Origin of the sequence: Nitrosopumilus adriaticus, assembly GCF_000956175.1 — an archaeon.
Taxonomy (GTDB): domain Archaea; phylum Thermoproteota; class Nitrososphaeria; order Nitrososphaerales; family Nitrosopumilaceae; genus Nitrosopumilus; species Nitrosopumilus adriaticus.
This window is the reverse complement of record NZ_CP011070.1, coordinates 1,041,913-1,065,462: the sequence shown is the minus strand read 5'-3', so window position 1 is coordinate 1,065,462 and position 23,550 is coordinate 1,041,913. Positions and strand designations below refer to the sequence as shown.

At 33.3% G+C, this 23,550-nt stretch carries 34 protein-coding genes and 1 pseudogene; 20 read left to right on the top strand and 15 right to left on the bottom strand.

Annotated features, from left to right (window positions below; all coding sequences use genetic code 11):
* Positions 1-55 precede the first annotated feature (55 nt).
* Positions 56-331 (top strand): DUF5615 family PIN-like protein, encoded by a 276-nt coding sequence (locus NADRNF5_RS06285; protein ID WP_048116256.1) that lies wholly within the window; start codon positions 56-58, stop codon positions 329-331.
* Here NADRNF5_RS06285 and NADRNF5_RS06280 read toward each other — a convergent pair.
* Together NADRNF5_RS06280 and NADRNF5_RS06275 are read right to left on the bottom strand one after the other, a co-directional pair.
* Positions 324-890, bottom strand: a complete 567-nt coding sequence (locus tag NADRNF5_RS06280) for a hypothetical protein (protein WP_048116255.1) — start codon at positions 888-890, stop codon at positions 324-326. The genes NADRNF5_RS06285 and NADRNF5_RS06280 overlap by 8 nt on opposite strands.
* 14 nt (positions 891-904) lie before the next feature.
* Positions 905-1,213 (bottom strand): hypothetical protein, encoded by a 309-nt coding sequence (locus NADRNF5_RS06275; protein WP_237089220.1) that lies wholly within the window; start codon positions 1,211-1,213, stop codon positions 905-907.
* A 2-nt stretch (positions 1,214-1,215) separates the two neighbouring features.
* Here NADRNF5_RS06275 and NADRNF5_RS06270 point away from each other — a divergent pair, with 2 nt between their 5' ends.
* Positions 1,216-1,467, top strand: a complete 252-nt coding sequence (locus NADRNF5_RS06270; RefSeq protein WP_048116254.1) for a hypothetical protein — start codon at positions 1,216-1,218, stop codon at positions 1,465-1,467.
* Here NADRNF5_RS06270 and NADRNF5_RS06265 read toward each other — a convergent pair.
* Both NADRNF5_RS06265 and NADRNF5_RS06260 read right to left on the bottom strand, forming a co-directional pair.
* Complete coding sequence (locus NADRNF5_RS06265; protein WP_048116253.1) at positions 1,460-2,287, bottom strand: hypothetical protein; 828 nt, start codon at positions 2,285-2,287, stop codon at positions 1,460-1,462. The genes NADRNF5_RS06270 and NADRNF5_RS06265 overlap by 8 nt on opposite strands.
* 114 nt (positions 2,288-2,401) lie before the next feature.
* Positions 2,402-4,216 (bottom strand): potassium transporter TrkG, encoded by a 1,815-nt coding sequence (locus NADRNF5_RS06260; RefSeq protein ID WP_048116252.1) that lies wholly within the window; start codon positions 4,214-4,216, stop codon positions 2,402-2,404.
* Positions 4,217-4,367: 151 nt separating this feature from the next.
* Here NADRNF5_RS06260 and NADRNF5_RS06255 point away from each other — a divergent pair, with 151 nt between their 5' ends.
* Both NADRNF5_RS06255 and NADRNF5_RS06250 read left to right on the top strand, forming a co-directional pair.
* Positions 4,368-4,793, top strand: coding sequence for a bifunctional nuclease family protein (locus NADRNF5_RS06255; protein WP_048116251.1), 426 nt, complete (start codon positions 4,368-4,370; stop codon positions 4,791-4,793).
* 58 nt (positions 4,794-4,851) lie between these two features.
* A complete protein-coding gene (locus NADRNF5_RS06250) occupies positions 4,852-5,070 on the top strand; it encodes a hypothetical protein (protein WP_048116250.1) in 219 nt (72 codons plus the stop codon).
* On the opposite strand, the gene NADRNF5_RS06245 is transcribed toward NADRNF5_RS06250, so the two are convergent.
* Entirely contained in the window at positions 5,071-5,271 is a 201-nt protein-coding gene (locus NADRNF5_RS06245) for a hypothetical protein (RefSeq protein ID WP_048116249.1), read from the bottom strand. It abuts the gene before it with no gap.
* 66 nt (positions 5,272-5,337) lie between these two features.
* On the opposite strand from NADRNF5_RS06245, the gene NADRNF5_RS06240 reads away from it, so the two are divergent.
* Together NADRNF5_RS06240 and NADRNF5_RS11595 are read left to right on the top strand one after the other, a co-directional pair.
* Entirely contained in the window at positions 5,338-5,700 is a 363-nt protein-coding gene (locus NADRNF5_RS06240) for a hypothetical protein (protein ID WP_425339013.1), read from the top strand.
* 161 nt (positions 5,701-5,861) lie between these two features.
* Positions 5,862-6,245 (top strand): hypothetical protein, encoded by a 384-nt coding sequence (locus NADRNF5_RS11595; RefSeq protein ID WP_237089219.1) that lies wholly within the window; start codon positions 5,862-5,864, stop codon positions 6,243-6,245.
* A 3-nt stretch (positions 6,246-6,248) separates the two neighbouring features.
* On the opposite strand, the gene NADRNF5_RS06230 is transcribed toward NADRNF5_RS11595, so the two are convergent.
* From NADRNF5_RS06230 to NADRNF5_RS06225, 3 genes are all read right to left on the bottom strand, one after another.
* Entirely contained in the window at positions 6,249-6,509 is a 261-nt protein-coding gene (locus NADRNF5_RS06230) for a hypothetical protein (RefSeq protein ID WP_048116247.1), read from the bottom strand.
* A gap of 181 nt (positions 6,510-6,690) precedes the next feature.
* Positions 6,691-6,831 (bottom strand): hypothetical protein, encoded by a 141-nt coding sequence (locus NADRNF5_RS11360; RefSeq protein ID WP_192828299.1) that lies wholly within the window; start codon positions 6,829-6,831, stop codon positions 6,691-6,693.
* A 385-nt stretch (positions 6,832-7,216) separates the two neighbouring features.
* Positions 7,217-8,308 (bottom strand): formate--phosphoribosylaminoimidazolecarboxamide ligase family protein, encoded by a 1,092-nt coding sequence (locus tag NADRNF5_RS06225; protein WP_048116246.1) that lies wholly within the window; start codon positions 8,306-8,308, stop codon positions 7,217-7,219.
* Between the two features lie 115 nt (positions 8,309-8,423).
* Between NADRNF5_RS06225 and NADRNF5_RS11800 the strand changes: the two genes are divergently transcribed.
* The 3 genes from NADRNF5_RS11800 to NADRNF5_RS06215 are packed head-to-tail and all read left to right on the top strand — an operon-like array spanning position 8,424 to position 9,597.
* On the top strand, positions 8,424-8,546 hold the full coding sequence (locus NADRNF5_RS11800; protein WP_257719693.1) for a hypothetical protein: 123 nt from the start codon (positions 8,424-8,426) through the stop codon (positions 8,544-8,546).
* Positions 8,547-8,603: 57 nt separating this feature from the next.
* Complete coding sequence (locus tag NADRNF5_RS06220) at positions 8,604-9,161, top strand: UbiX family flavin prenyltransferase (protein WP_048119234.1); 558 nt, start codon at positions 8,604-8,606, stop codon at positions 9,159-9,161.
* Between the two features lie 7 nt (positions 9,162-9,168).
* Positions 9,169-9,597 (top strand): SRPBCC family protein, encoded by a 429-nt coding sequence (locus NADRNF5_RS06215; RefSeq protein ID WP_048116245.1) that lies wholly within the window; start codon positions 9,169-9,171, stop codon positions 9,595-9,597.
* Here the strand turns inward: NADRNF5_RS06215 and NADRNF5_RS06210 are convergent.
* From NADRNF5_RS06210 to NADRNF5_RS06200, 3 genes are read right to left on the bottom strand one after another with little or no spacing between them, the layout of a single operon-like run.
* The gene (locus NADRNF5_RS06210) at positions 9,594-9,824 is read right to left on the bottom strand and encodes a Sec-independent protein translocase subunit TatA/TatB (protein WP_048116244.1); all 231 of its coding nucleotides are present in this window, start codon (positions 9,822-9,824) and stop codon (positions 9,594-9,596) included. The two genes, NADRNF5_RS06215 and NADRNF5_RS06210, sit on opposite strands and share 4 nt — an antisense overlap.
* 27 nt (positions 9,825-9,851) lie before the next feature.
* Entirely contained in the window at positions 9,852-10,643 is a 792-nt protein-coding gene (gene tatC, locus NADRNF5_RS06205) for a twin-arginine translocase subunit TatC (protein WP_048116243.1), read from the bottom strand.
* 30 nt (positions 10,644-10,673) lie between these two features.
* Positions 10,674-11,141, bottom strand: coding sequence for a hypothetical protein (locus NADRNF5_RS06200; RefSeq protein WP_048119231.1), 468 nt, complete (start codon positions 11,139-11,141; stop codon positions 10,674-10,676).
* 293 nt (positions 11,142-11,434) lie between these two features.
* Between NADRNF5_RS06200 and NADRNF5_RS06195 the strand changes: the two genes are divergently transcribed.
* From NADRNF5_RS06195 to NADRNF5_RS06170, 6 genes are all read left to right on the top strand, one after another.
* The gene (locus NADRNF5_RS06195) at positions 11,435-11,824 is read left to right on the top strand and encodes a hypothetical protein (protein ID WP_048116242.1); all 390 of its coding nucleotides are present in this window, start codon (positions 11,435-11,437) and stop codon (positions 11,822-11,824) included.
* Positions 11,825-11,959: 135 nt separating this feature from the next.
* The gene (purS, locus tag NADRNF5_RS06190) at positions 11,960-12,220 is read left to right on the top strand and encodes a phosphoribosylformylglycinamidine synthase subunit PurS (protein ID WP_048116241.1); all 261 of its coding nucleotides are present in this window, start codon (positions 11,960-11,962) and stop codon (positions 12,218-12,220) included.
* A gap of 109 nt (positions 12,221-12,329) precedes the next feature.
* Positions 12,330-13,010, top strand: coding sequence for a phosphoribosylformylglycinamidine synthase subunit PurQ (purQ, locus tag NADRNF5_RS06185; protein ID WP_048119228.1), 681 nt, complete (start codon positions 12,330-12,332; stop codon positions 13,008-13,010).
* Complete coding sequence (gene purL / locus NADRNF5_RS06180; RefSeq protein ID WP_237089217.1) at positions 13,007-15,046, top strand: phosphoribosylformylglycinamidine synthase subunit PurL; 2,040 nt, start codon at positions 13,007-13,009, stop codon at positions 15,044-15,046. The genes purQ and purL overlap by 4 nt, the downstream gene beginning before the upstream one ends.
* A gap of 117 nt (positions 15,047-15,163) precedes the next feature.
* The gene (purF, locus tag NADRNF5_RS06175; RefSeq protein WP_048116240.1) at positions 15,164-16,597 is read left to right on the top strand and encodes an amidophosphoribosyltransferase; all 1,434 of its coding nucleotides are present in this window, start codon (positions 15,164-15,166) and stop codon (positions 16,595-16,597) included.
* A 37-nt stretch (positions 16,598-16,634) separates the two neighbouring features.
* Positions 16,635-16,913, top strand: coding sequence for a DUF427 domain-containing protein (locus NADRNF5_RS06170; protein ID WP_048116239.1), 279 nt, complete (start codon positions 16,635-16,637; stop codon positions 16,911-16,913).
* Between the two features lie 3 nt (positions 16,914-16,916).
* Here NADRNF5_RS06170 and NADRNF5_RS06165 read toward each other — a convergent pair whose 3' ends face one another.
* Positions 16,917-18,833: an ATP-binding protein gene (locus tag NADRNF5_RS06165; protein WP_048116238.1), complete on the bottom strand. Its 1,917-nt coding sequence runs from the start codon at positions 18,831-18,833 to the stop codon at positions 16,917-16,919.
* Entirely contained in the window at positions 18,817-19,203 is a 387-nt protein-coding gene (locus NADRNF5_RS06160; RefSeq protein WP_048116237.1) for a response regulator, read from the bottom strand. The genes NADRNF5_RS06165 and NADRNF5_RS06160 overlap by 17 nt, the downstream gene beginning before the upstream one ends.
* Positions 19,204-19,358: 155 nt before the next feature.
* Between NADRNF5_RS06160 and NADRNF5_RS06155 the strand changes: the two genes are divergently transcribed.
* The 5 genes and pseudogenes from NADRNF5_RS06155 to NADRNF5_RS06135 all read left to right on the top strand — a co-directional run bounded on the left by NADRNF5_RS06155 (position 19,359) and on the right by NADRNF5_RS06135 (position 22,346).
* On the top strand, positions 19,359-19,745 hold the full coding sequence (locus NADRNF5_RS06155) for a hypothetical protein (RefSeq protein WP_048116236.1): 387 nt from the start codon (positions 19,359-19,361) through the stop codon (positions 19,743-19,745).
* Between the two features lie 85 nt (positions 19,746-19,830).
* Positions 19,831-20,612, top strand: a pseudogene (purC, locus tag NADRNF5_RS06150) (phosphoribosylaminoimidazolesuccinocarboxamide synthase).
* A 21-nt stretch (positions 20,613-20,633) separates the two neighbouring features.
* Complete coding sequence (locus tag NADRNF5_RS06145; protein ID WP_048116235.1) at positions 20,634-20,939, top strand: hypothetical protein; 306 nt, start codon at positions 20,634-20,636, stop codon at positions 20,937-20,939.
* Between the two features lie 349 nt (positions 20,940-21,288).
* Positions 21,289-21,789 (top strand): winged helix-turn-helix domain-containing protein, encoded by a 501-nt coding sequence (locus tag NADRNF5_RS06140; protein ID WP_048116234.1) that lies wholly within the window; start codon positions 21,289-21,291, stop codon positions 21,787-21,789.
* 152 nt (positions 21,790-21,941) lie between these two features.
* Complete coding sequence (locus NADRNF5_RS06135; protein ID WP_048119225.1) at positions 21,942-22,346, top strand: PPOX class F420-dependent oxidoreductase; 405 nt, start codon at positions 21,942-21,944, stop codon at positions 22,344-22,346.
* An 82-nt stretch (positions 22,347-22,428) separates the two neighbouring features.
* Here the strand turns inward: NADRNF5_RS06135 and NADRNF5_RS06130 are convergent, their stop codons facing one another.
* Together NADRNF5_RS06130 and NADRNF5_RS06125 are read right to left on the bottom strand one after the other, a co-directional pair.
* The gene (locus tag NADRNF5_RS06130) at positions 22,429-22,821 is read right to left on the bottom strand and encodes a hypothetical protein (protein ID WP_048116233.1); all 393 of its coding nucleotides are present in this window, start codon (positions 22,819-22,821) and stop codon (positions 22,429-22,431) included.
* A 92-nt stretch (positions 22,822-22,913) separates the two neighbouring features.
* Positions 22,914-23,399, bottom strand: coding sequence for a DUF4352 domain-containing protein (locus tag NADRNF5_RS06125; protein ID WP_048119222.1), 486 nt, complete (start codon positions 23,397-23,399; stop codon positions 22,914-22,916).
* Between the last annotated feature and the right edge of the window lie 151 nt (positions 23,400-23,550).

Here is a 23,550-nt window from a genome sequence, read left to right as displayed (position 1 = left end):
ATTTGATGATTTACTTTATGTTTACACTAATATTGAATTTGAATGATAAAAAATTATGAAAATTTTAGTTGATGAAAATTTAGATGGAATGGATGAACGTTTAAAAAATCTAGGTTATGATGCTCAAAGTGTACGGAAACTTCAGTTAGAAGGCAAAAAACTAGGTTCTGACTATTCTATCATTAATTATGCCCGTGAGAATGACATGATCATAGTAACCAAAGACACTGAATTTCGTAAGGCCAGTGAAGAGAATAACTTCCCATTAATTCTACTTGATGATGAAGAAATTCTCAAAGTAATTGTAGAGAAACTAAAAAAATTCAATTAACGTTGTTTGAATCCATTTGTGATACTCTCAAATTTGCAAGTATTTCATTTAAGAAATCTTCTTCTGGCTGATGTGCGATATCCTCCATGATTATTTTCCAGCAATCCTCAATCTTCCTATTAATTTGTGAGAACATTTTGTCTTTTTTAAATGCTGGATAGTATGATAACAATTTCATTATTCCGTCAGTTGATTGGACTATGTGTATCAAGTGGATTATGGCTCTTAGTCTTTCATGATATGAGAATTTCTCCTCATTACTTAACGTACTATAGTTTTTTATTTCTTCATAGACTGTTTCAATCTCTTTATGTAAATTTTTGAGTTGATTGTTAACTGATTCGTATAAATTTATCAATTCATATTCTATGTGTGATCTGCTGAGGACTTTTTTTTCTATTTCGCCTGCCTCAACTAATGCACTAATTTCCCTATACACTGTTTTTTCATTTCCCATTTTTTTAATTACTCTTTTTGCTAGTTCTGTGCCTCGAATTTTCCCATTTTCATTAAGAATTCGAATAATTTCAGTTCTAATTATCTGTGAATTTTTGTCCATGCTTTTCCCTAAGATTATTTATGATATTTTCCCAGTACTGCTTTTTCTCCAATATCATTAATCTCTTTTACTAGTAATTCTAAAATTTCTATTCCTTTCTTAATTGGTTCTTTATCGATATTTTTCAAGTCTAAATTTTTTTTGAGTACTGTTTTCTCATTGTTAATAAAACTGAGCAAACTAACATTTTCACCCATATTGAGATTTACAAAAAAATCCACATATTCTGAGGCCGACGTTATTCCCATACTCCCTGATTTTTTATCTTCTATTTGTTTGAACCCTGGTAAACTAAGTTTATTTAGAATTTTTACATTATTCATGTATGGATAGCTGTGATAGACGTGTTCGTGCATATAAAAACGGAAAAACATTTGATGAATGTAAAGATATAGCAGAATCTATGAATCCTGATTTTAAAAAATTCATAGAAGAAAATGGAAGGGTTTTGTGGACTGAAATTTTAGATAAGGTAGAACATGACGAATTATTGTACAAACTTACACTAAAGTATCTTAGACGTGATGGTTATGATATCGGCAATCATAAAATTCCTGAAGTCAAGAAATTCACTTAGTGTCTATTTTACAACTACCGTCTGCATTCCTTAATTTTCTAGCCATTACATATGGTGTGATAATTAAAACTGGAATTGAGATTGCAATGAAAAATGTCTGCATTTGCGCTAATGCTATTGATAGGGCAATTCCACTTGCAGTTCCAATAAATATTGACAAAAACGTTCCTGCGCATGTTGGACATGCTATGAATAATCCTGTTGCTGCCCCTATGGAGCTCATTCCTCTACCCTTTTTTGAAATACTGTATGCACTAACAGCTATTGCAGCATTTAATCCGACTAGATATGAGACGGTGATTTGCAATACTAAATTTATTGGGATTATTTGCAATCCTACGTGTTCTGTTAGATATACTATGATTTTTGGCATATATCCCGGACCGTCACAGCATGGAGCGATAAACCCTGATGGAATTGTTGCACCATAGTGAATTGCAAAATTTACTTCTGGCTGATACACTAAAGTTCCTGAAATTAGTGAGAAGAATATTCCATATCCGATAAATATCACAACAAATATTCTGCGTGATTTTGAATTCCATACAGTTAATGCGATTATTGTTGATAGATCTTTTTGTTTTCCGAGAACTTTGCCTTTACAATACCTATACAATCCAATAGTAATTGCCCCAAATGCTGCAACTAAAGTAATGTAAAATCCATAGGCTATTCTCTGTATTGAGTCAATTGCTGCAGGTGTAAGTAATTCAGGATCTTGATATCTTGAATATAGGTAAAATAGAATTGCAATTGTGATGAATCCTAGTATGATTAACTTTTTGCCTTTGCTCAAACTTTTTTCAAATTGACTCTCCATAATCTCTACCTCTGTCTAATGAAATTAAATTCTATCCAATTTACCTACTCGTAGTTAATTGACATGAAATGATGGATGTTCTGAGTATCTAGTTGTGGTAAAAATAATTATTTTTCAACTTAGTTTAGGCACAAATATGTAAATTATCGCAATAATTTCTAATCTGCCAAAAATCATTAAGAATCCAAAGACGATTTTTGTTGCAGGATCTGTCTCTAAATCAATAACCCCTGCTGATAGTCCTCCTGTGGTAATGACTCCAGCAGCTTCGAAGAATGCATCCTGATATGGTACTTGTTCGCTTTCAGCAAGATGAAGCCCTGCAATTGCAGAAATTATTGGGAATAATGCTAATATGATCAAAGTTGAAATGGTTTCTTTTTTCGTCTCAATTGGTAATTCTGCCCTTTTTACTTTACTTAGAAAAGATCTAATGTGTCTCAAATGCATTAATCTGAAAATCTTTAGGCCCCCAGTTGTTGAAAAACCACATCCACCAATTATCATTAAAATTATCAGAATTGCATGTGCCCCTCCACTTAAACCCGCAAGACTATTCATCTGCAATCCTGCAGTTGTACTTGCCGATACTGAATAAAATGCGCTTAGTAATGGATCCAATCCGCTGATTGATATGAATAATACTGTTGCACTCCCTAATATTGCAAAATATGTCAATACCTCTTTTCCTAATTTTGGAGACAAGAATTTCTTTCTTACAAATGCATAGTGGAATGTAAATGGTAATGCTCCTAAAATCATCCCACCCATCAATATCAAATGTTCTTGCCATACCAAATCATGCAGTATTGTAGATGTTGGAACGAATCCCCCTGTTGCAAGCGTACTCATCGCTAATGAGAAATTGTCTATGATGTTGTTTTCCCCAAAAACATACAACAACGTTGCAACAATAACGATGTAAATCGAAAAAATGACTGTAATTGTTAGAAATAATTCCTTCATGTGTAATGTTCTACCTGAGATGAAACCACGCATTGATTGTAGTTTTGATTCTGGGTAAAACGCAGTAATTACCAAATAGATGAAACTCATTCCTCCTACTAACTGGGTATAACTTCGGAAAAATGTAAAACTCTGAGAGAGATTTTCTGGCTCTTGAAATAATGAGATTCCACCAGTTGTGAATCCTGCAGCACTTGAAAAAAATGCATTTGAAAATGCTTCAATGTTAGTTTCATCACTTGGCAGCACATACAGATATGGGACTGTGCCAAATAGGGTTAGTAAAAATAAACTACTAAATACCAGAATTGATGCCTGCTGAAGATTAAGACTTGATTTTTCTCCATAAGAGTTTAGGAAGAATCCTGTAACTAGCAATAGAACTGTTGTGAGATATATCCCCGTGGCAATCACGGTATCTTCTAAAATTGTTGCAAGTATAGCTGGAACCAGTAATAGGACTCCTGCAAATTGTAACACAAATCCTAGATTACCAAGAATAGCTTTTACAGGAGGACTCAAAAGACGTGGTGGCGTTCCAGTTGCATCTCGAATCACATTTGCAATAGTTGCCTGAAAGATCATTCCAGTTACAAAATTTTTCTTTGATATGACAGGTAATTTTCTAATACCGTTATCTCGCATGATGTGCAATGCATCTTGCAAAGTTGATTTTTCATTAATTGTGATTAGTGGGGTTGTCATGATGTCTTTAAGTTTCGTTGCTTCTGCGTAAACTGTGACATCACTTACTTTTCTTAGAATGTCATCATCTGTAACAATTCCAACTGGCAGGTTATCTGCATCAGTAACAATTATGTCGTCTGTTTCATAATGGCGCAACATTCTAGCTGCTTCTCTTGTTTCTGTTTCCATACTGAGTATCAAAACATCTTTGTCCATGTATTTTGTAACTGATTTACTCAGAACATATGATACTGCACGTTCCGGATTTTCGGACATTAAGCTATCCACTGCTGTTGATTTTAAATAATTTGGGGTTAGGCACAGCCACTGATCGAATAAAAATAGTTAAGAAGTTCCTCGTTGAATTTTTGATCTAAAAAATTTGCTATCTTTATAAGCTCTAAAGCGGTAGTTTATGCGTAATACGATGGAAATTGATCAAGCACAAGAGCCTGATTATGAATCTGTAAAAATTGATTATGTTGGATTCGTTGATCCATATGCTGTAGAAGGGATGGTTGTCCTAAAATCTGACAGTGGAAAAGAATTTCACATGAGGGCTTTTTCGGGTGAAGTTGCTAGACATATCTCAAGTTTTGGTGAAACCGATGGGGAATCTGCTCCTTCAATTTATAAGATGATTGAGGAGATTTGTGAAGAAAATGAATTGGTTCTAGTTAAAGTAAAAATCTATGAAAGTGGAGAGGTTTTGCGTGCCAATCTGTATTTTACAGGCAAAAAAGACCTAGTATTACGAAATTATCGAGCATCAGACGCTATGGCTCTAGGTGCATTTTACAATATTCCTATACTTGTTAGAAAAAACCTCCTAAAAGAAAGCATGGAAGCATAATTTCTGAAATTATCTGTTGATTAGTATAGTTTTTTTCATAGTAAATTTGTAAAATTGCATGAATGAGCAAGAACAACTAATGGATAATTTGCTAAATGTAGATCTTGAAATTATTGATGTTGTAAGAGAACTTAGTCAGACTAACTGGGATTCTAACTCATTAAAAGCTCAAGTTGGCGATTTACTTAAAATTCGAGATGAAATGGTGCAAAAACTAATGTCTGCTAAAGGCGATGATCATCAATGTGGATGCGGTCAAGAACATTCTCATGAATAATTAAATCTCTTCAAAAAAATTCTCTGGAAACATTTTCTTTATTCTTGAAATCTCTGATTTGTAATTCTGAATTTTTTGTTCTATCTCATCTATTTCTGCTGCAGAAGAATTTTCTTTTCTTTTATTCAGAACTTTAATTTGATTTGATAGTGTTTTGTACATTATAGAATATTCTGGATATTTTTCAGGCAGTTCTCCCAATAGCTAGATTAAATATACATCCCATTAATACTGGTTATGAAATTTTTGGTGTTTTCCTTGTTTCTAATGATGATTGGTCTGGGCAATGCATTTGCTGATCCGGTAACGACTGAAGCATCATCTGAAATTAAAACCCATTTTGTTGATGAACAAATTATGATTGTGGCTGATATTTCAAACAATCAAGACATCCAACAAAATTTTGCGTATATTACACAAGTAAGTAATGCCAATAATGTTGTAATCTCATTATCTTGGCTTACTGGGTCTTTGTCACCGAACCAGTCATTTTCACCTGCACAATCCTGGATTCCAAAAGAATCTGGAACATATCATATCCAAGTTTTTGTTTGGGAAAGCATTGACAATCCTGAAGCATTGTCTCCACCATTATCTATGGCAGTCAGTGTTGTTGACATGCAGTCTTGATTTATTTTAAAAATGCTTCATAATTCGGCAAACTCATCATCTATCAGTATAGCTTAGAAGGTTGATTAATCATCAGCAGTTTTTAATGTAATTTCTATGCTATAATATTATCCAATCTAAAAAATCAGAACCTTTTTGATATGATTCAATGTGTTAATCTTATGGTTAATTTTGATAAAATCTACCAAAGAGTTGCATCGCAAATTATCCAAAGATGCCATGGTGCAATCAAAATTACAAAACATGGAAAAATTATTGAAGTGTATGATACTAAACGTCATATCTGGAGTAATGGTTTGGCAGGTCTTATAATTAAAGAAGAATGTCGGAATGCGAATCTAAAGGATTGGGAATTTGCAAATGTTAGACTCAAAATAATTTCTACACTTCTTGAAGATAAAAAAGGATTATTATCTACTCGATTGGCCCCAGCTAGTGGAAGAAGAATACCTGCAAAAAAATCTACACAAAGGATACACGCATCTATAAGGAAATCATCGACAAGAAAACTGCCAACAAGAAAACCTAATTCCACTAAAAACTGATAATCAATAACCTACTTTTCTAATCAAATATGGCTCTTTTAGCATAATGATGTCATCCTTGGTTGAGGATAGTTCTACATTCTTTAAATTGTGATTTGTTACTACTGTTAATGCCTCACATCTAGTGCACAGGATTGTTTTTCCATTTGATCTTTCTTCCCTGACCGTGCCCTTCTCTAGTCTGTCTTCTTTTTGACATGTTGGACAAAGTTTTGGTTCATTTAAAATAGTGATGATTTCTTTTATGAAAATAGTTTTCCCCATACAGTATTTCTGATTATTGGCCACTAAAGAGTTTGTATTGTTAATTGGCATCAGCAATTCCATTTTGAATGTCAAACCGCTTTAATCATTCAAAATTAGAACGAATGGTATTCAGCATATTTCCAATCTAACCAATTAACAAAGTTTTACAGTTTTAACTGAAAATATATTTTTGTAATTTCTAGAGAGATTTTTCTAGAATATCATTGATAGTTTTTGAATAACTATATGATATTGCGTGCTCTTTGATCTTTTTAGCCTGAATTAATCTGATTTTTTTATCAAGACTATCTGATAGCATTATGGTGACTCTTTTGCTCATATATGAAATTATGAATTATCATATTTTAGGGACGTTTTTAATTTCTGCTAGTGCTAACCTTATTGATCTTAATGTAATAATTATCCGTGCCTAACTAAAATTTACAAGTTTTTATCACTTTTATTCAAAATAATCATACTAAATGTTAAATACTTATTTGTCTTATACTAATTGATGTCGTTAGTTGAAAAATCTGGCGATTAGATTGCGCTGCCCCGCAGAACGAAAAAAGGCAATCAAAGGCTTAGGCGTTTGACCACGAGAGGGAATCTCTCATAGTTCTGCAGTTAGGGGTTTGCGCCTTTAATTTTTCTTTGTTCTAAATCTTGTTTTAAAATAATATCTAGAATTTTCCAGTATGTGGCCCAATTTAGTATTGAAAAATCTATGTGACTATTTCATCTAGACGACCTTCTTCCTGGGCTCGTTTTATCTCCATGGCAATCCTCCTTCCAATTCCAAATGTTGTTCCATATTGATATTTTGTATATGGACTAGTTGTTGCAACTATTGGATTTCCTGGAACTCTCAATGATACATCATATACTATTAATTCTAAATCTTTTGTAATTACACTTTGAAGTGAAAATGGCCCGATGATACCTGGTGCATATTCTTTTTTAACAGCATCTACAAATTTGTCCCCCATCTTTATGACTTTTTCAAGTAGGGATTCTCTGATACTCGCTGGCGTGTGACCTACTTCGATATTTTGTAAATCTACATCAATGTCTAATTGTTGTTTGGCAGGTAATGCATTATAATCGTGAATGTTTGTTTGCAATCTTCGTTCAATTCCAATAAAATCGACTTGGTCAGAAATTGGTGTGTGGAAGAAATTAAAATTCATGTATGTTCCAATTGCTAATTCCTCAATGCTTGATTTTTCAAGGTCTTTTCTTGAGATTACTCCTTGCTTAATCTTTGATTCTGATTTTTCTACAAAATCTTTGTATGATGAAACAGTAAAGAATGCTCTTTCAAGAGGTCTGTTTTTTTCTTGAACTTTAACTATGCAAGGCTTGTTGATTTTTTTGGGATCCTTGAATAATTTTGGATATTTGATTCTGGCTTTTTCTAATAGGTAATACTGGCCTTTTTTTGCGGTTCTCTCTTCTGCTTGGAATAATTTCCTATTTCCAAAAATTGGGACTTTGAATGAATTTTCAATTGTTTTGTAACCTAGATAAACTGTAAGTGATCTGTGCGGGACAATGATTGTATTTGAGTCTCGTAACATTTTCTGATTTTTAGCCGAAGCCATTTCCTTGAATTTATTCAAAACAATAATCTCGTCTGCAATCCTACCAAATCTTTGATATGGTCCTTCTCTGCCTTTCTGGCAGAAAACTGTAGTCTGAAAATCTTCATCTTTTGCACCATCCATTATCTCTAGTGCAGAATGACTTCCTAGAACCCCAATTTTGACATCTGAGTAGTCATTAACTATTTTTTTAATCTCAGAACTTTTAATCACATTATGCCTAGATATGGGGAGCTAATATAGCTAATTTCCAAGATCGGCACAAATCACAAGATTTTTCCTAAACTAATGTGCAATTTCAGATATGTTTTATCATTTTGAACTGCAGATGGCCGGAGTTATTTTGCTTACTGCCATGACTGTGGGGGGAATTTCATTGTGGATAAAACGTAGAAAAATGAAAAAAGAATCCGAAGAACTTGCAGAATCTGACAATCCTCAAAATATCTAGTGCCAAACATTCCTTCACATCTAATACATAAAATACTACGCATCTCTAGAATCAATGTTGAAATTAGTTATTGGAATTACTGGCAGTACCGGTGTTATCTATGGCATTAGGATGCTTGAGACTCTCAAGAAATTAAATATTGAATCGCACTTGATAATGTCTGAATGGGCTGAGAAATGTATCTCGATGGAGACTGACTATTCAATTGATCATGTAAAATCACTTGCATCTAATTTCTCTGAAGAGAAAAATATGGCATCAAGTGTTTCAAGTGGAACTCATAGAATTGATGGCATGATTGTAGCTCCTTGTAGTATGAAGACATTGGCAGCGATTGCTAATGGGTATGATGATACATTAATTGCAAGAGCTGCAGGTGTTACCATTAAAGAATCTCGAAAATTAATTTTAATGGTTAGAGAGACTCCGTTATCTGCAATTCATTTAGAAAACATGCTAAAGCTTTCTAGATTAGGTGTTGTTATTTTGCCTCCTGTAACGGAATTTTATACAAAACCAAAATCTATTGATGATATTGTAAATCACGGTGTTGGAAAATGTTTGGACCAATTTAACATAGAGCACGATTTATACCCTCGATGGGGCACATTCTAAATTACCATTGCCAAAATTTTCTTTAGAAAGAATTATTGATGCAAAAAGGGAATCTGTTTATAACATTTTTTCTGATTTTGAGAATTTCCCAAAATTATTCCCACAACATTTCCCATCAATTCGAGTTCGCTCTGTTCGAAATAATATCTCAGTAGTAGAAGAATATCTGCGTCTAGGTGATAAGGAATTTCTGATAATGGCAAAACACGTATCTAATTCTCCAACATCTCACGATGTTTTTGTAATTGGTGGGGATGCAAAGGGCAGTATCTTCAAAGAAAAATTCCTTGAACTTGAGAAAGGAACCAAAGTTATGGTTGAAGTTGATTTTAAAATTAAAGGTAAATTAAAAATTTCAAGCTTATTTGGGAAAAATACCTATGAGCAAGATTATGGTAAAATTTTAGATGATTTTGTAAAAAATGCAGAAAACTAGTCTGATTTGATTTCTTTGTCTTTGGAGGAACTGTTTACGCCTTCTTTGAATTCCTTTAGATCTTTATCTGCCTCGATTTTTCCTTTTTCAAATTCTCCTTTAGCTTTACCAAAGGTCTTGGCAAGCTCTGGAATCTTTTTTGCACCAAAAATGAATACTACTGCAATAATTATGATAAAGATCCATTCTTGTCCTGCAATGAAATTTGATAATTCCATTCCTAACATTGTATTTTTAATTGATTAAATTTGGATTTAAGTGTTCAACTTTTTGCGTTCTTTACGCTCAATCACTGCCATGCCTATAACATATAGTGCAATCATTGGGCCTGCAATAAACCACATAGTGACACCACTCCCATCTGGAGTGATAACAGCTCCGAAGATCACAATAATGACAATTGCATATCTGATGTTTTTTCTCCAAAAATCAGAATCAACCATACCTGAAACAGAAATTGCATACATTACAAGTGGAAGCTGAAATGAAAAACCAAATGCCAGCAAAAACTGTAAAACAAATGTGACAAATTCTATGACGTTAAGAAATGTTACTAGACCTGCTGATTCACCATATCTGTATAAAAAATCCAAAATATATGGAATCACTAAATTATATGAAAAAACACAACCAGCAATGAATAATCCCAAAGCAGGAAGTGTAATGTTTCTGCTAACATGAATTTCATTTTCTTTTAATGCGGGTTTGATAAATCCTACCAATTCTTTTACAATTACTGGCATTCCAACTACAATCCCCACTAGCGCTGCAATGTACACTTGTGCAAAGAAAGCTTGTCCTGGAGCTGTCTGAATTAATTGAACATCTTCTGGAACAAGATTATTTTTCATATGATTTGTTATTTGTGCTGCAATGTTGTTTAGTGGTTCAGGCAATGGATAATACATTGTAATTCCTGCAACTTCGATAGGCTCGGCATGAAAAGTTAAAATGAATACTGTGATAATTCCAATAATTAATACAATTCGAAGTAATCTTTTTCTTAGCTCTTCTAGATGCTGATTTATTCCATCCAATTCAGACATTGGATAACTTTGTTTTCTAAACTATATCAATTAAGTGGGGATGGGCAATAATTTTGCTTCAGGTAGTCCTGCCTCTTTGAGTTGCTCTGCAGTAATCCCTTCAAATTCTAAAGAAATAATGGCTTTGGTATTAAATTTAGATTCCATCTCTTTTGCCAAGTCGCTAATGTCTTTAGCAGAATAGATTTCCTTTGAATCCTTGAGGAATATCCTGTCTCCTTTTTCCATCTCTTTTCCATTGAATTTTCCTTGAAGAAAACTTGTGATGGAAGGCAGTTCTTTTCTATCTATGTTATTATGAAAATAGCAGATTCCTTTGACTGATTCATAGTCATATGCAGTGCCTTTTCTATACATGAAAACACCGATAAAAATAGCCTCATCTTCAGGCTCTCTGACACATTTAATTTCCCAATTTAACAAATTACTTTCATCATATGAATAACTGGCTAGTTCTTCTGCAGTGATCTTCCAATATCGCATTCTTCCTTTTGCCATTATGATTGTTGTAAATTGTGCTGATATAAATTCCAATACTGTAAGACTGGAAAAATCTTAGTTGTTTTAATAGTAGATCAAGGCAATATTTACGTGAAAAACAGAATCACTGTCGTAATGAATCAATCTAATATAGAAAAACTTAGGAGTATTCAAGCAAAGATGATCAAGAATACATCCTCATCTGTAAGCTTTTCACATGTACTCAACTTGGTTGTAACTGAAGGTCTCAAGACATTAAAAACATGATCAAAATATGATTATAATCATGGACTGACACTATTTCTAATACTATGGAATCTGACAAAACAAACCCCCTTTACCCAATTGAAATTAATGATTATCCAAAACTTTTTGATTATGTTTTAACTGCAGATGGTTTGAAATTTTTTCATACTTTGAAAAGAAATTACGTTATGGGGAAGGATTTGACTCTTGATGAATACAACAAACTACGATTGCTGTATGTTTACTATGCAACTGCAAACAGGGATCCTGATGAGGTATTTTCGTGGCAAGATGTATGTGTGACTTTAGATGCCAAAGGAATTGTTGAAAAAGACATGTATCAATCAAAAGAAGATTTGAAAAATAAATTATTAATTGTAGTTAATCCTCGATATCAGTCTGGTCTATACAGAAAATATACTGAATACGTTAAAGAAAATTTTAATCCAAAGTAGCCGATCCTGGGCTGGTTATATCTGCAACAATACAAGTCTCAGAACCGGATACCTGACAAATATCTCAAAATAACTATAAAAGCATAAATTTTTTCGGAAGATAGATTAACCTCAAATTTATTTTGCAAAATATTAATGCCACTTTTTGATGTTCACGTAACTATTGAAAACAAACCGGGAATAAGTGACCCTGAAGGCGACACGATTCTTAATGATTTGGTTCTCAAAGGAACTCAAAAATCAGTATCAAAAATAAAAACAGCAAAGATGCTAAAATTTACTATTAAAGAAAAAGATAAAAAATCTGCTCAATTAAAAGTAAAAGAAATTTGTGATGAATTGCGTATTTACAATCCTATGGTAAGTAAAGTAACCATCGATGTTTTTGCCAACTAAAATACACCCTACTTTATGTCTGGATAGATTATTGCGATCAAGATTTAGTCTCAGACAAAAATTTTCTCGTCTCAATTCAAATTAAATATCTCTGATTGTGAAAATAATTGTGAAAGTTGGAGTTGTAGTTTTTCCAGGTAGTAATTGCGATCGAGATATGTATCATGTTCTAACAGATGTGTTTAATCTAGATGCCCAATACTTTTGGCATGAAAAACCTCTTCCAAAAAATATTGATGCTGTTATTCTTCCGGGAGGGTTCTCTTATGGGGATAGACTTAGGGCAGGTGTAATTGCTGCTCATAGCCCGATAATTAAAGATGTTCGAAAAATGGCTGAGAAAGGAATTCCAATTTTAGGTGTATGCAATGGATTTCAAATTTTAGTAGAGTCTGGATTGTTGCCTGGAGTTTTAATGAAAAATGAATCTCTTAATTTTATGTGTGAGTGGACCAATCTTATAGTTGAAAATAATAAAACTCCATTTACAAATCAGTTTAAACTACACCAAAAAATCCCAATCCCAATTGCAAATGGAGAAGGTAGATACTATGCAGATGATGACGTTTTAAAACAATTAAAGAAAAAAAATCAAATTGTCTTTAGATATAGCCAAGTTGTAAATGGTTCTACTGATAGGATTGCAGGAGTATGTAACGAAGATGGAAATGTTGTTGGCATGATGCCTCATCCAGAAAGAGCAGTAGAATCTGAAATTAATCCTGTAGATAACAAACCTTCTTCATTAATTTTTGAATCACTTTTATCTAAAATGGGTGTTAGTAATTGAGTTTAGAAACTCATGAGCTATCTGAATTAAAATCCAAAATTGGCAGGAATCCAACTTCAACTGAATTACAAATCGTAGCTGCTGAGTGGTCTGAGCATTGCTCCTACAAATCCTCAAAAAAACATCTCAAAATGTTACCAATGACTGGACCTCTTGTAATTAATGAAAAAGGATATGATTCTGGTGTCTTAGATGTAGGTGGAGGCTATGTAGTAACTGCTCATATTGAAAGTCATAACCATCCATCTGCTGTGGAGCCATTTGGTGGAGCTGCAACTGGTGTGGGTGGTGTGATTAGGGATATTTTATCTGCTGGCACAAGACCTATTGCAATCTTTGATGGTTTACGTTTTGGCAATATTGAAAAAGATCAACAAGCAAGATGGTTATTCAAAAATGCAGTAAGTGGAGTTGCGGCTTATGGGAATTGTTTAGGCATTCCTACAATTGGAGGAGAAGTTGAATTTGATGAATGTTATCAAAACTATGCACTTGTTGATGTTGCTGCAATAGGATTTGGCAAAAAAGAAAATTTGATAAAAAATCATGCAAACAAAGGTGATCTAGTTGTTTTACTAGGTGGCTCTACTGGTAGAGATGGAATTGGTGGTTCTCAATTTGCCTCTGACTCCCTAGAATCAGAAGATCGTTCTGCAGTGCAAATCCCTGATCCTTTCATTGAGAAATTAATCATAGAGGCAGTTTTGGAGGCTAGAAATCAGAAATTAATTCATGCCATGAAAGATCTTGGCGGTGGTGGACTATCCTGCGCAATTTCCGAAACAGCTGATGCATTAGATATTGGAATAGAGATGGATGTTCAAAAAGTTCACACTCGTGAATCTGACATGCATCCTGATGAAATTATGGTTTCTGAATCTCAAGAGAGAATGCTAATTGTTACAGATAAAATTAAATTAAAAAAACTTGAGACCATTTGCAAAAAATTCCATATTGAATGTTCTGTCATTGGTCATGTTACATCTGATAATCAAATGCATGTAAAAAAAGGGAAAAAGACATTTGCAAATTTACCTACTGACGTTGTTGCAAATGCCACTTTACTTGATTTGCCATCAAAAAAACCTGAATATCTGAAAACAATTGAGAATGAAAAGAAACTCAAAGATATTTCTGATTATTCAAAAACATTGATGAACTTACTTGCATCACCAAATATCGCAAGTAAGATATGGGTTTATAGTCAATATGATCATGAAGTAGGAATTCGAACTGTTGTAAAGCCTGGAGGGGATGCATCTGTTTTAAGATTGGACAATGGGAAATTTCTTTCAGCAAAGATTGATGGCAATCCAAAACAATGTTACATAAATCCCAGAGAAGGTGCAATCGGCTGCTTTGAGGAGGCTTGCAGAAATGTTGTATGCACAGGAGCAAAGCCCATTGGAATGCTTGATCATCTTCAATTTGGAAACCCAAAAGATCCTGAAATCTTTTGGACATTTTTAGAATCATTAAAGGGATTGACTGATTTTGCTAAAGACTTTAAGATTCCATGTGTTGGTGGCAAAGTTAGCCTATACAATGAAACTCCTTCAGGGCCAATAAAACCAACTCCCGTAATTGGCGTTTTGGGACTCATTGATAAAAAACCACTGATTCCTCAAAAAATATCTGAAAATGACTGTCTCGTAATTATTGGTGATACTAAAGATGAGATGGGTGGCTCTGAATATTTTGAGTATATTCATAAATTCATTGGTGGGAAATGTCCTACTGTAGTTTTTTCAGAATCAAAGAAAAATATGAAATCCGTATTGGAGGTAATTGATAATGGTCTCTTAAAATCTGCCCATGACTGCTCAAAGGGAGGACTGGCAATTGCCATCTCAGAGTTATGTATGAGAAATATGATCGGATGCAAAGTATCCTTGGAAAAAGTACCTGGGGAAAAATTAGATGTTGCTAGAATTCTTTTTTCTGAAAGTCATTCTCGATATCTACTATCTTTTGATAAGAAAAATCTGAAAAAATTAGAAGATTTGCTAAAAAAGAACAAAGTTTCATTCAAGTAATAGGTAAATTTGGAGGAGACAGAATTCAATTTGTGAATGGAGTAACATCCGTCGTTGATCTAAGAGTTGATAAAGCACAAAAAACTTGGTTAAATTCGTTAGGGGACTTGGTACTTCATGGTTAAGGAAAATTGTGGCGTTGTTGGAATTTTTAGTCTTAGTGGAACTAATGTAGTTCCTATGGTAATTGATGCATTAAGAGCACTTCAACATAGAGGACAAGAAGCTTGGGGTCTTGCAATTCCAAATAAACCGCCACTTAAGAGATTGGGATTGGTTTCTGGTGCCTCATCTGAATTTAAAAAAATAACTGAGGAATATGCATCTTCTGCAGTTATTGGCCATGTTCGATATTCTACAATGGGTAGAAGTTCATTAGAAAATGCCCAACCACTCAAAGTAAAAGATCTTTGCATTGCACACAATGGAACAATTGCAAATGTACAAGAATTATCTAATCTGGTAGGTGGGTGCTCATTTACACCACAAAATGCAAGTGACACTCTTGTTGCCGCTCAAAGACTAGTTGCATTAATTTCAGAGAATGGTCAAATGGGAAAAGCACTTTCAATTCTCAAAAATGAAATGGTCGGCTCTTATTGTTTTACATTTATCTCTGATGATAATTCTGTTTATGCTGCTCGTGATCCTAAGGGATTTCGTCCAATGGTTCTAGGTCATAAAGAATCTGATGACACTTACATTGTCGCGTCTGAGTCTTCTGCAGTGTCTGCAGTTGGCGCAAAACTAGAACGAAACGTAAATCCTGGTGAATTGATAAAATTAAGCAAAAATGGTTTAGAAACTGAACGTTTCTCTGATGATCCTGCACGTGCACATTGTTCTTTTGAATTCACTTATTTTGCACATCCCTCAAGTAACATGGAAGGTACAAACATCTATGTTGCAAGAAAGAATATTGGACGATTTTTGGCAAAGAAATTTCCAATTAATGATGCTGATTTAGTAATTCCTGTACCTGATTCTGCAAGACCCGCTGCATTGGGATATGCTCAAGAACTTGGTGTTTCTTTTGATGAAGGCCTTCTAAAAGATAGGTATAGCAAAAAGGGGCCACTACGAAGTTTCATTGAACCTCATCAATCAGACAGAATAGAAATTAACCGATGGATTATTCCAATAAGGGAAATCATTGAAGGTAAACATGTTGTTGTAATTGATGATAGTCTGGTTAGAGGTACTAGCTCCAAGGCAATAATCAAAGCACTCCGTAGAGCAGGAGCTAGGAAAATTAGCATGGTAATTACATATCCTCCAATTAAATTCCCATGTTATGCTGGAATTGATTTTCCTTCTCAAGAAGAACTTGCAACATTTTCCAATGGAAAAGAAATGAATCAAGAGCAAATCACGGAAATGGTTCGCCAAAGTATTGGCGCCGACTTTTTGGGATACAATGATGCTGAAAATCTTGCAAATGCTGTCGGAATTCCAAAAGATTCTATGTGTTTTACTTGCTCGTCAGGAAATTACGAATCACTCGGCATAACTCCTGAATTTAGAAGCAGAGAAGAAATGAAAGGGGAATAGGGTATTTTTTTAAATACAGTTAATGGGTTAGAATATCATGCAAGCAATATGGAATGATGTAGTTATTGCTGAAAGTGATGATACTGTAGTTGTTGAAGGGAATCATTACTTTCCAATTGAATCTATAAAAAAAGAGTATTTTGAAAAGACTGATTTTACATCTTTTTGTGGATGGAAAGGAATGGCTAATTATTACTCCGTTTCAGTAAATGGTAAGACTAACAAAGATTGTGCATGGTATTACGAAGAGCCAAATGATGCTGCCAAAAAAATTAAAGGAATGGTTGCATTTTGGAATGGCGTAACAATAAAGTAATTTCTAATTGGTTAATTCAATCGTTGTGTTTCTTGGAATTTTTATAAAAAATTCGGATCCTTGATTTATCTCACTGTGTACCCCAATTTTACCTCTTAATCCAATGGCAATTCCATTGCAAATTGATAATCCCAAACCTGTTCCACCGTGCTCTCTTGTGGCAGAAGTATCTACTTGGTAGAATTTTTTAAATAAATTCTTTTGACTTTCCTTTGGAATTCCTTTTCCATTATCTTTGACTGAAATTACCACCATATTATTTTCATTTCTTGCTGATAAAGTGATTTTAGGATCATTTTCGGGAAGAAAATCCATGGCATTATTTAGAAAATTTTTGATTATCTGTGTTATTCTTGAAGTGTCTGAATTCATAATAATGTCATCTGACTCTAGCAAATACGTGCAATGATTGGAACTTGATAATTTATAATCTTCAATAATATTTGATAACAATTTTTTTATGTTAAAATGTGTCATGGTAAAATTCATTTTTCCTAATTCAAGTTTATGTACATCTAGAATATCGTTGATTAGACTTAACAAATCTTTAGAGTTTTCTTGAATTTTCATAATTCCGTGTTTTTGCTTTTCTGTCATTTCTCCTAAAACTCCATCGTATAACATGCCTGACCAACTCATAATTGGACTGAGTGGTGTTTTTAGTTCATGTGAAATCATTGACATAAACTCATCTTTTTTGACATCAATACCTGCAAGTCTTTCTTGTTGTTCTTTTTGTTCAGTAATGTCTGTTCTAACTGTTGTGTATCCTACAATCTTGCCTTGTTCATTGATGTTTGGTATGATGTTTGTCTGTACCCAGTAAAACGTTCCATCCTTTGCTTTATTTTTAATTTCACCTCTCCAAATTTTTCCAAAAGTAATGGTTCCCCACATTTTCCTATAAAATTCCCGTGAATGATAACCTGATTTTAATAAATTATGATCTGATCCTATTAATTCTTCTCTACTGTATTTTGATATTTCGACAAACTTGTCGTTCACTTCAGTGATAATTCCATTTGCATCTGTAATTGCAATTATTGATGCTTCATTCAGTGCTTTTTTTGATTCATTTAGATCTTGGTTGAATTTTTCTTTTATTTTGTGGTGATAAATTGAAGACCATGATAAAGTAGCAATAAAAATAAAAAATGTAATATTTTTTAGAATATGTGCCACATTAAATGCAGTATCAAATACTATACTTGAAGTAGAAATTATAATACTTCCAAAAATATCTATGACTAAAACCAGTATGACTCCTTTGTAAAATGGATCATCTAAGTGATGAAGTTTTTGCTTAAAGTAAAATATTGCTGAAAATACAAATAGTGATGCTGCCAAAATTTCATACGGCCTTTTAATTATGGAATCAATTGTAAGAAATGGTAACGGTTGTATTAAAGAAATCATTGTTACAACACTTGCTAGCCCTGAGAGAAATATTGTGTAATAGATAATTTCTTTGCTGATTGATTTTGGTTTTTTAGTATTTTTTTCTGCTTTACTAAATTTTATAATTGCAATTGCCATTACTATTCCCATCAAAATTCTTCCAGCTACCCATGTTTGTGGGATGAAATACTCTTCAAAACTTGTGTCACCTAAATGTATTAATGAAAACCCTCCGTGAAGCAAATCTATTATAGATGAAACAAAAAAACCTAATCCTATAAATAGCGAGAATCTATCTTTTAGCGCATAACCTCTTGATAGTGAATAAATTGCAACAACTATTCCAAAAGTAACTGAAAACATTTCAAAATAAAAATGATCTAATCCTTGAAGTACAAATAATTCTGAATTTGTACTTAATATTGATAAACATGACAGTATGATAATAGGTATTAACAAATATAGGATGTATTGATTATTATTTAATTTCTTATTTTTATTGGTTCTATTTTGTAGTGACATCCAATACTCCCAATGACTTTTCTAAATGTTCTAAAATTTCATTTATTGGGATGGTTTTTTGTAGGCAAGAATGAACCCCTTTTTTAATTAACTCATTCATTTCTTTTTCACTTTGATTACTTGCAGAAAAAATTACAATTTTTTTATTTTTAATTTCGTCGTTCTGATAAAGAATATCTATAATCTCATAACCGCTCATTTTGGGCATTGATAAATCCAGTAATATTATGTCAAAGTTTCCGTTTTTAATTAATTCAAGTCCTTTTTCTGGGTCCTTACATGGGGTATAATCATAATCATCATTTATTTCAAAATAAAACTCAAATGGCTCTAAAATCTCTTTATTGTCATCAATATGGAGTATTTTCATAAATTTTGATTAATTGAAAAATTACTTTATCACTAGCTTGTTTAAAACACACAATTTTTGAAAAATTCTGTATCTGGAACACGTAATTTTTAATATTTTAGACTATATTCCAATTATTGATTAGTCTTAATAATTAGAAAAACAATCTAGTATCCGTGAAACAGTATACTGCAATCATTGGTATAGGTATTGCTGCTATTGGAATTATGGCAGTAATTTTTGGTATGGATATTTTGAAATTATCTGTATCAACTCAGGATTATGATATTTTTGTTGATCCTATATTGGATAAACAAAGTCTTTTTGTGATGGGACGTGTGACTATACAAAATACAGGTTATCAGCCTCTTACTAATGTACGTGTAAATTTTGGTGCAGGAGATACTTTTGATTTGGGAACTATTGACTCTGGGGAAAAAATTATTGTTTCTCCGCCTTCTGATAATCCTATGGAATATGTAATGATTAGTGCTGATAATGATATTTTTGTAAATAAAGCATATAGAGAAATGCCCAAGATGGTCGGGATGATGGGTTCTTGATTTTTCCTAGCAGTTAAATTCAATAAAATCCAGTAATGATTGTTTGAAGTTTCTAACTAGCGGAAAAGTAAAGGACCTTTATGATGTGGATGAAAATACATTACTCTTCAAGTTCTCTGATAGGGTTTCAGCATATGATGTAAAATTCAAGCAAAATATTCCTAGAAAGGGAGAAGTACTGTGCAAATTCGCTGAATTTTGGTTCAATGAATTATCCGTACCAAATCATTTTGTCCGACGAGAATCTGACACTGAAATTATTGTAAAAAAATGAAGATGCTGCCAATAGAGTGTGTTGTTAGAGGCTACTTTTATGGCAGTCTGATAAGTAGATGGAAAAAAGGTGATGTTTCCGTACCTGAAGGGACAAATACAACTCTGGCTGCAAAACTTCCTGAACCACTTTTTGATCCTACTACAAAATCAGAACATGATATTCCAATTAACAAAGAAAAAGCATTAGAGATGAATTTGGTTACTGAGGAGCAATACGAATGGTTGGAGAAAACCTCTATTGAAATTTATAAAAAGATGGCATCTATTGCAGATAATGCCGGATTCATTTTAGCTGATTTGAAATTAGAGTTTGGAATATTAGATGGAAAGATTACCTTGGGCGATTCTATTGGTCCTGATGAATATCGTTTATGGCCAAAGAATTCGTATACTGTTGGAGAAATACAGGAGGCATATGATAAACAACTCTTACGTGATTGGCTAACTGCAAAGGGGTATCAAAAAGAATTTGATGATGAACGTGATGCTGGACGAGAGCCTGTTGCACCTGAAATCCCCGATGATATCATACAGAAAATGACTGAGCGCTATGTGATAGCATATGAAAAACTAACTGGAAATACTCTTTAACCATTAATGGATTGAAATGTTATGGCTACAGTTGAAGATAAAAAAGAAATTCAAACATTGTTGGATATAGTGATTAATCAAATTCCCTCTTACACAAATATGGTGAACTCTGAACATTGGGATGTCAATTTAGATGACTGTATTTTTGGAATGGTGTATCATTCCTTTGTTGCAAAAGCAACCAACTATCTGAATAACAAACTTACTGATACTGAACAAGAAAATAATGCTGAATCTACTTTTAAAATGATGAGTTTGATTTCGGAAGTATTCAACGATCGATTGGCAGATATCAAACAAGAAATTGTATCTTCATTAAACTCTTAATCTACGCATAGAATCTTTCTTTCAACTCGAATTGTATTTTTCACAATCCTCAAAATAGCGTCTTGATGCTTATTTTTCGACAATGTTTACCTGATTTTTATTTTTTTAGTATTTTTTTAAAATTTTAAAACCATTACAAAAACAATTCAGCTAATACTATTAACATTCAACCAGTGTTAAAATTATTGTACTGGTGTCATAATACTACATTTTATTACAATATTATTTGTAATGGTGATGGTATTTTTGATAGCGGTACAATATTGATTAAAGTAAACAAAAATTGATGCAATTGGACAAAAAAATATGATACGAGGATCTTTTAGATCAGATTTAGAGGTAGTTCTGTATGTCAACGTTACTAGAAAAGCAAATCAAAGTTAATCGTATTGTTACGACAAGTATTGGACACGCACGTGCAATTGAAGACCCTGCACGAGCCAAAATTGTGGAAATTTTATACCATCAAGCATTGTCAGCAGACCAAATTTCAACTGCTCTAAAAAAGACAGGTTACAAAAAAGCCTTGACAACTGTTCGTCATCATTTGGAGATTCTAAAAGAATCAGGATTAATTGAAATTGCACGTATTGAGGAATCTCGAGGTGCGATAACAAAATACTATAGTACGTCAACAAAGTTACTGGATTTTCAAACGCCTGAGGATTTTGACTCTACATACTCTAAGGTAATCGATAACACCTCTACAAAAATTGAAAAAATACTCAAAGGTCTAACTCCAAAAACAAAATCAAAAGGAAAAAAATCTGAAGACTATTCACAGTATCTTGTAATGGAAATTATGAATAGAGCGATGACAAATGTACTTGAAAAATCAAACAGCAAATAGGATAAATTTAATTTTTCATGTTCATGAATCATCAAATGCGATCAAAGATACATTTGATGATTATGAAGAATTTCATGAAAAATCAATAGAAAACACGACAAATTCTAAATGTCATCTGAGCAGCTTTAGATTATTGGTGAAATGAAAAAATGATTGAAGAAAAAGTTGTAAAGTTGTTTTCTGAGAAAAATCTTGTTTTCATTGCAACTGTAATGAAGGATGGCTCTCCTCAAGTCTCACCTGTCTGGGCAAATTTTGAAGATGGATATGTTCTTGTAAATACTGCGGAGGGTAGAATAAAACACAAAAATGTATTACGTGATCCACGTGTCGCAGTATCTGTTGTATCAAAAGACAATCCTCTTGACATGACAACAATTCGTGGAACTGTTGAGGAATTAATTCCAGATTATGAATACAAACATGCAGACAAACTCACAAGGCAATACATGGGACGAGAGCATTATCCATTCAAACGTGATGATGAAAAAAGAGTCATACTAAAAATTAAGCCAGACAAAATTTTTGTTTTGCCTGAATTAAAGATGAATGAGTAGCAATTTCTAATGTTTCTAAATTCGAGTTTAGAAATATGATATGCTAAACATGTGAGATAAGAAAAAAGATAGTATAGACAGCTTAACGTCGACGTTTAGCTGCCTTTCTCTTTGGAGCGGCTCTGCGTTTAGGAGCAGCTTTTCTTTTTGGTGCTGCTTTCCTCTTTGCTGCCTTTCTCTTTGGAGCTGCTTTTTTAGCTGCAGTTTTTCTCTTTGGAGCGGCTCTGCGTTTAGCTGCCTTTCTCTTTGGAGCTGCTTTTTTAGCTGCAGTTTTTCTCTTTGGAGCGGCTCTGCGTTTAGCTGCCTTTCTTTTAGGAGCTGCTTTGCCAGCGTTCTTCCTTCGAGTTGCTGCTGCCTTTCTCTTTCGAGCTGCTGCTGCTTTTAGTGCCTCTGCTGCTTTTTTAGCTGCATTCCTCTTTCGAGTTCTTGCTGCTTTTTTAGCTGCTTCGGCTCTTTTGGCTTTGGATACTGCCATAACTTTTTGCAAAAATCATATGTGTTATATGGTAAAAGTCACACATTACTACACTAACTATAGAAAAATTTGACACAATTCTTGCTCTCCGATCAACAATTTGTAATGCAAACAACAGCAGTATCCACTGTTGATTGATCTTTTTGTGGTCGAATAATTATTTTGTATTTTTTTTCTTCATCATATGGAATGTCAAACTGTGTTGTTCTCTCAATCGGTTTGTTTGGTTCCAGAGTTTCTAAAAACAAATCTTTTGATGAAAATTCTCCAAATACAGCTTCGTGTTTTTGTTCTTTTTCATCAACAATGTAAAATTGCCCTCCTGAAATGATTGTTTTTTCATTACTGATGTTTTTTGCAGTAATTCCTATTTTTACAAACGTGTTTTCTGGTTTTACTTCTTTACTTCCTTCATGAGTTCCCTCAAAAGAAAGAGTATATTCTACTGGTCCCACGATGATTGGTTTCCCTGCAACTGCTTCGATGTAGTTTGTGGTATATTGTGTATACATGTAATTTGCAACAACCATTGAAGCTATGATAGCTCCAATCACAATAATTACACCCATTCCTGCCATGAATTTGCTGATTTTTTTTGGTATATAGTTGAAACGCCTATTTTTTGGCATGATTTGATCGGAAAACCCTGGGGGTTTTGAGTAAAACTTGTGGATTTATTTGGCAATATCACAAAATAGTGCATATTTTCATACTATTCTCAGTTAATTT

Coding starts and splice junctions, on each gene's coding strand:
- NADRNF5_RS06240 (WP_425339013.1), top strand. CDS start 5,338: ATGATGATTGGTCTGGGCAATGCATTTGCTGATCCGGTAACGACTGAA.
- NADRNF5_RS06165 (WP_048116238.1), bottom strand. CDS start 18,833: ATGTCACTACAAAATAGAACCAATAAAAATAAGAAATTAAATAATAAT.
- NADRNF5_RS06260 (WP_048116252.1), bottom strand. CDS start 4,216: ATGTCCGAAAATCCGGAACGTGCAGTATCATATGTTCTGAGTAAATCA.
- NADRNF5_RS06275 (WP_237089220.1), bottom strand. CDS start 1,213: ATGAATAATGTAAAAATTCTAAATAAACTTAGTTTACCAGGGTTCAAA.
- NADRNF5_RS06255 (WP_048116251.1), top strand. CDS start 4,368: ATGGAAATTGATCAAGCACAAGAGCCTGATTATGAATCTGTAAAAATT.
- NADRNF5_RS06265 (WP_048116253.1), bottom strand. CDS start 2,287: ATGGAGAGTCAATTTGAAAAAAGTTTGAGCAAAGGCAAAAAGTTAATC.
- NADRNF5_RS06250 (WP_048116250.1), top strand. CDS start 4,852: ATGAATGAGCAAGAACAACTAATGGATAATTTGCTAAATGTAGATCTT.
- NADRNF5_RS11360 (WP_192828299.1), bottom strand. CDS start 6,831: ATGAGCAAAAGAGTCACCATAATGCTATCAGATAGTCTTGATAAAAAA.
- NADRNF5_RS06200 (WP_048119231.1), bottom strand. CDS start 11,141: ATGGCAAAAGGAAGAATGCGATATTGGAAGATCACTGCAGAAGAACTA.
- purF (WP_048116240.1), top strand. CDS start 15,164: ATGGTTAAGGAAAATTGTGGCGTTGTTGGAATTTTTAGTCTTAGTGGA.
- NADRNF5_RS11800 (WP_257719693.1), top strand. CDS start 8,424: ATGGCCGGAGTTATTTTGCTTACTGCCATGACTGTGGGGGGAATTTCA.
- NADRNF5_RS06170 (WP_048116239.1), top strand. CDS start 16,635: ATGCAAGCAATATGGAATGATGTAGTTATTGCTGAAAGTGATGATACT.
- NADRNF5_RS06195 (WP_048116242.1), top strand. CDS start 11,435: ATGGAATCTGACAAAACAAACCCCCTTTACCCAATTGAAATTAATGAT.
- NADRNF5_RS06230 (WP_048116247.1), bottom strand. CDS start 6,509: ATGGGGAAAACTATTTTCATAAAAGAAATCATCACTATTTTAAATGAA.
- NADRNF5_RS06285 (WP_048116256.1), top strand. CDS start 56: ATGAAAATTTTAGTTGATGAAAATTTAGATGGAATGGATGAACGTTTA.
- NADRNF5_RS06280 (WP_048116255.1), bottom strand. CDS start 890: ATGGACAAAAATTCACAGATAATTAGAACTGAAATTATTCGAATTCTT.
- NADRNF5_RS06125 (WP_048119222.1), bottom strand. CDS start 23,399: ATGGCAGGAATGGGTGTAATTATTGTGATTGGAGCTATCATAGCTTCA.
- purS (WP_048116241.1), top strand. CDS start 11,960: ATGCCACTTTTTGATGTTCACGTAACTATTGAAAACAAACCGGGAATA.
- tatC (WP_048116243.1), bottom strand. CDS start 10,643: ATGTCTGAATTGGATGGAATAAATCAGCATCTAGAAGAGCTAAGAAAA.
- NADRNF5_RS06210 (WP_048116244.1), bottom strand. CDS start 9,824: ATGTTAGGAATGGAATTATCAAATTTCATTGCAGGACAAGAATGGATC.
- NADRNF5_RS06130 (WP_048116233.1), bottom strand. CDS start 22,821: ATGGCAGTATCCAAAGCCAAAAGAGCCGAAGCAGCTAAAAAAGCAGCA.
- NADRNF5_RS06145 (WP_048116235.1), top strand. CDS start 20,634: ATGGCTACAGTTGAAGATAAAAAAGAAATTCAAACATTGTTGGATATA.
- NADRNF5_RS06160 (WP_048116237.1), bottom strand. CDS start 19,203: ATGAAAATACTCCATATTGATGACAATAAAGAGATTTTAGAGCCATTT.
- NADRNF5_RS11595 (WP_237089219.1), top strand. CDS start 5,862: ATGGTTAATTTTGATAAAATCTACCAAAGAGTTGCATCGCAAATTATC.
- NADRNF5_RS06140 (WP_048116234.1), top strand. CDS start 21,289: ATGTCAACGTTACTAGAAAAGCAAATCAAAGTTAATCGTATTGTTACG.
- NADRNF5_RS06270 (WP_048116254.1), top strand. CDS start 1,216: ATGGATAGCTGTGATAGACGTGTTCGTGCATATAAAAACGGAAAAACA.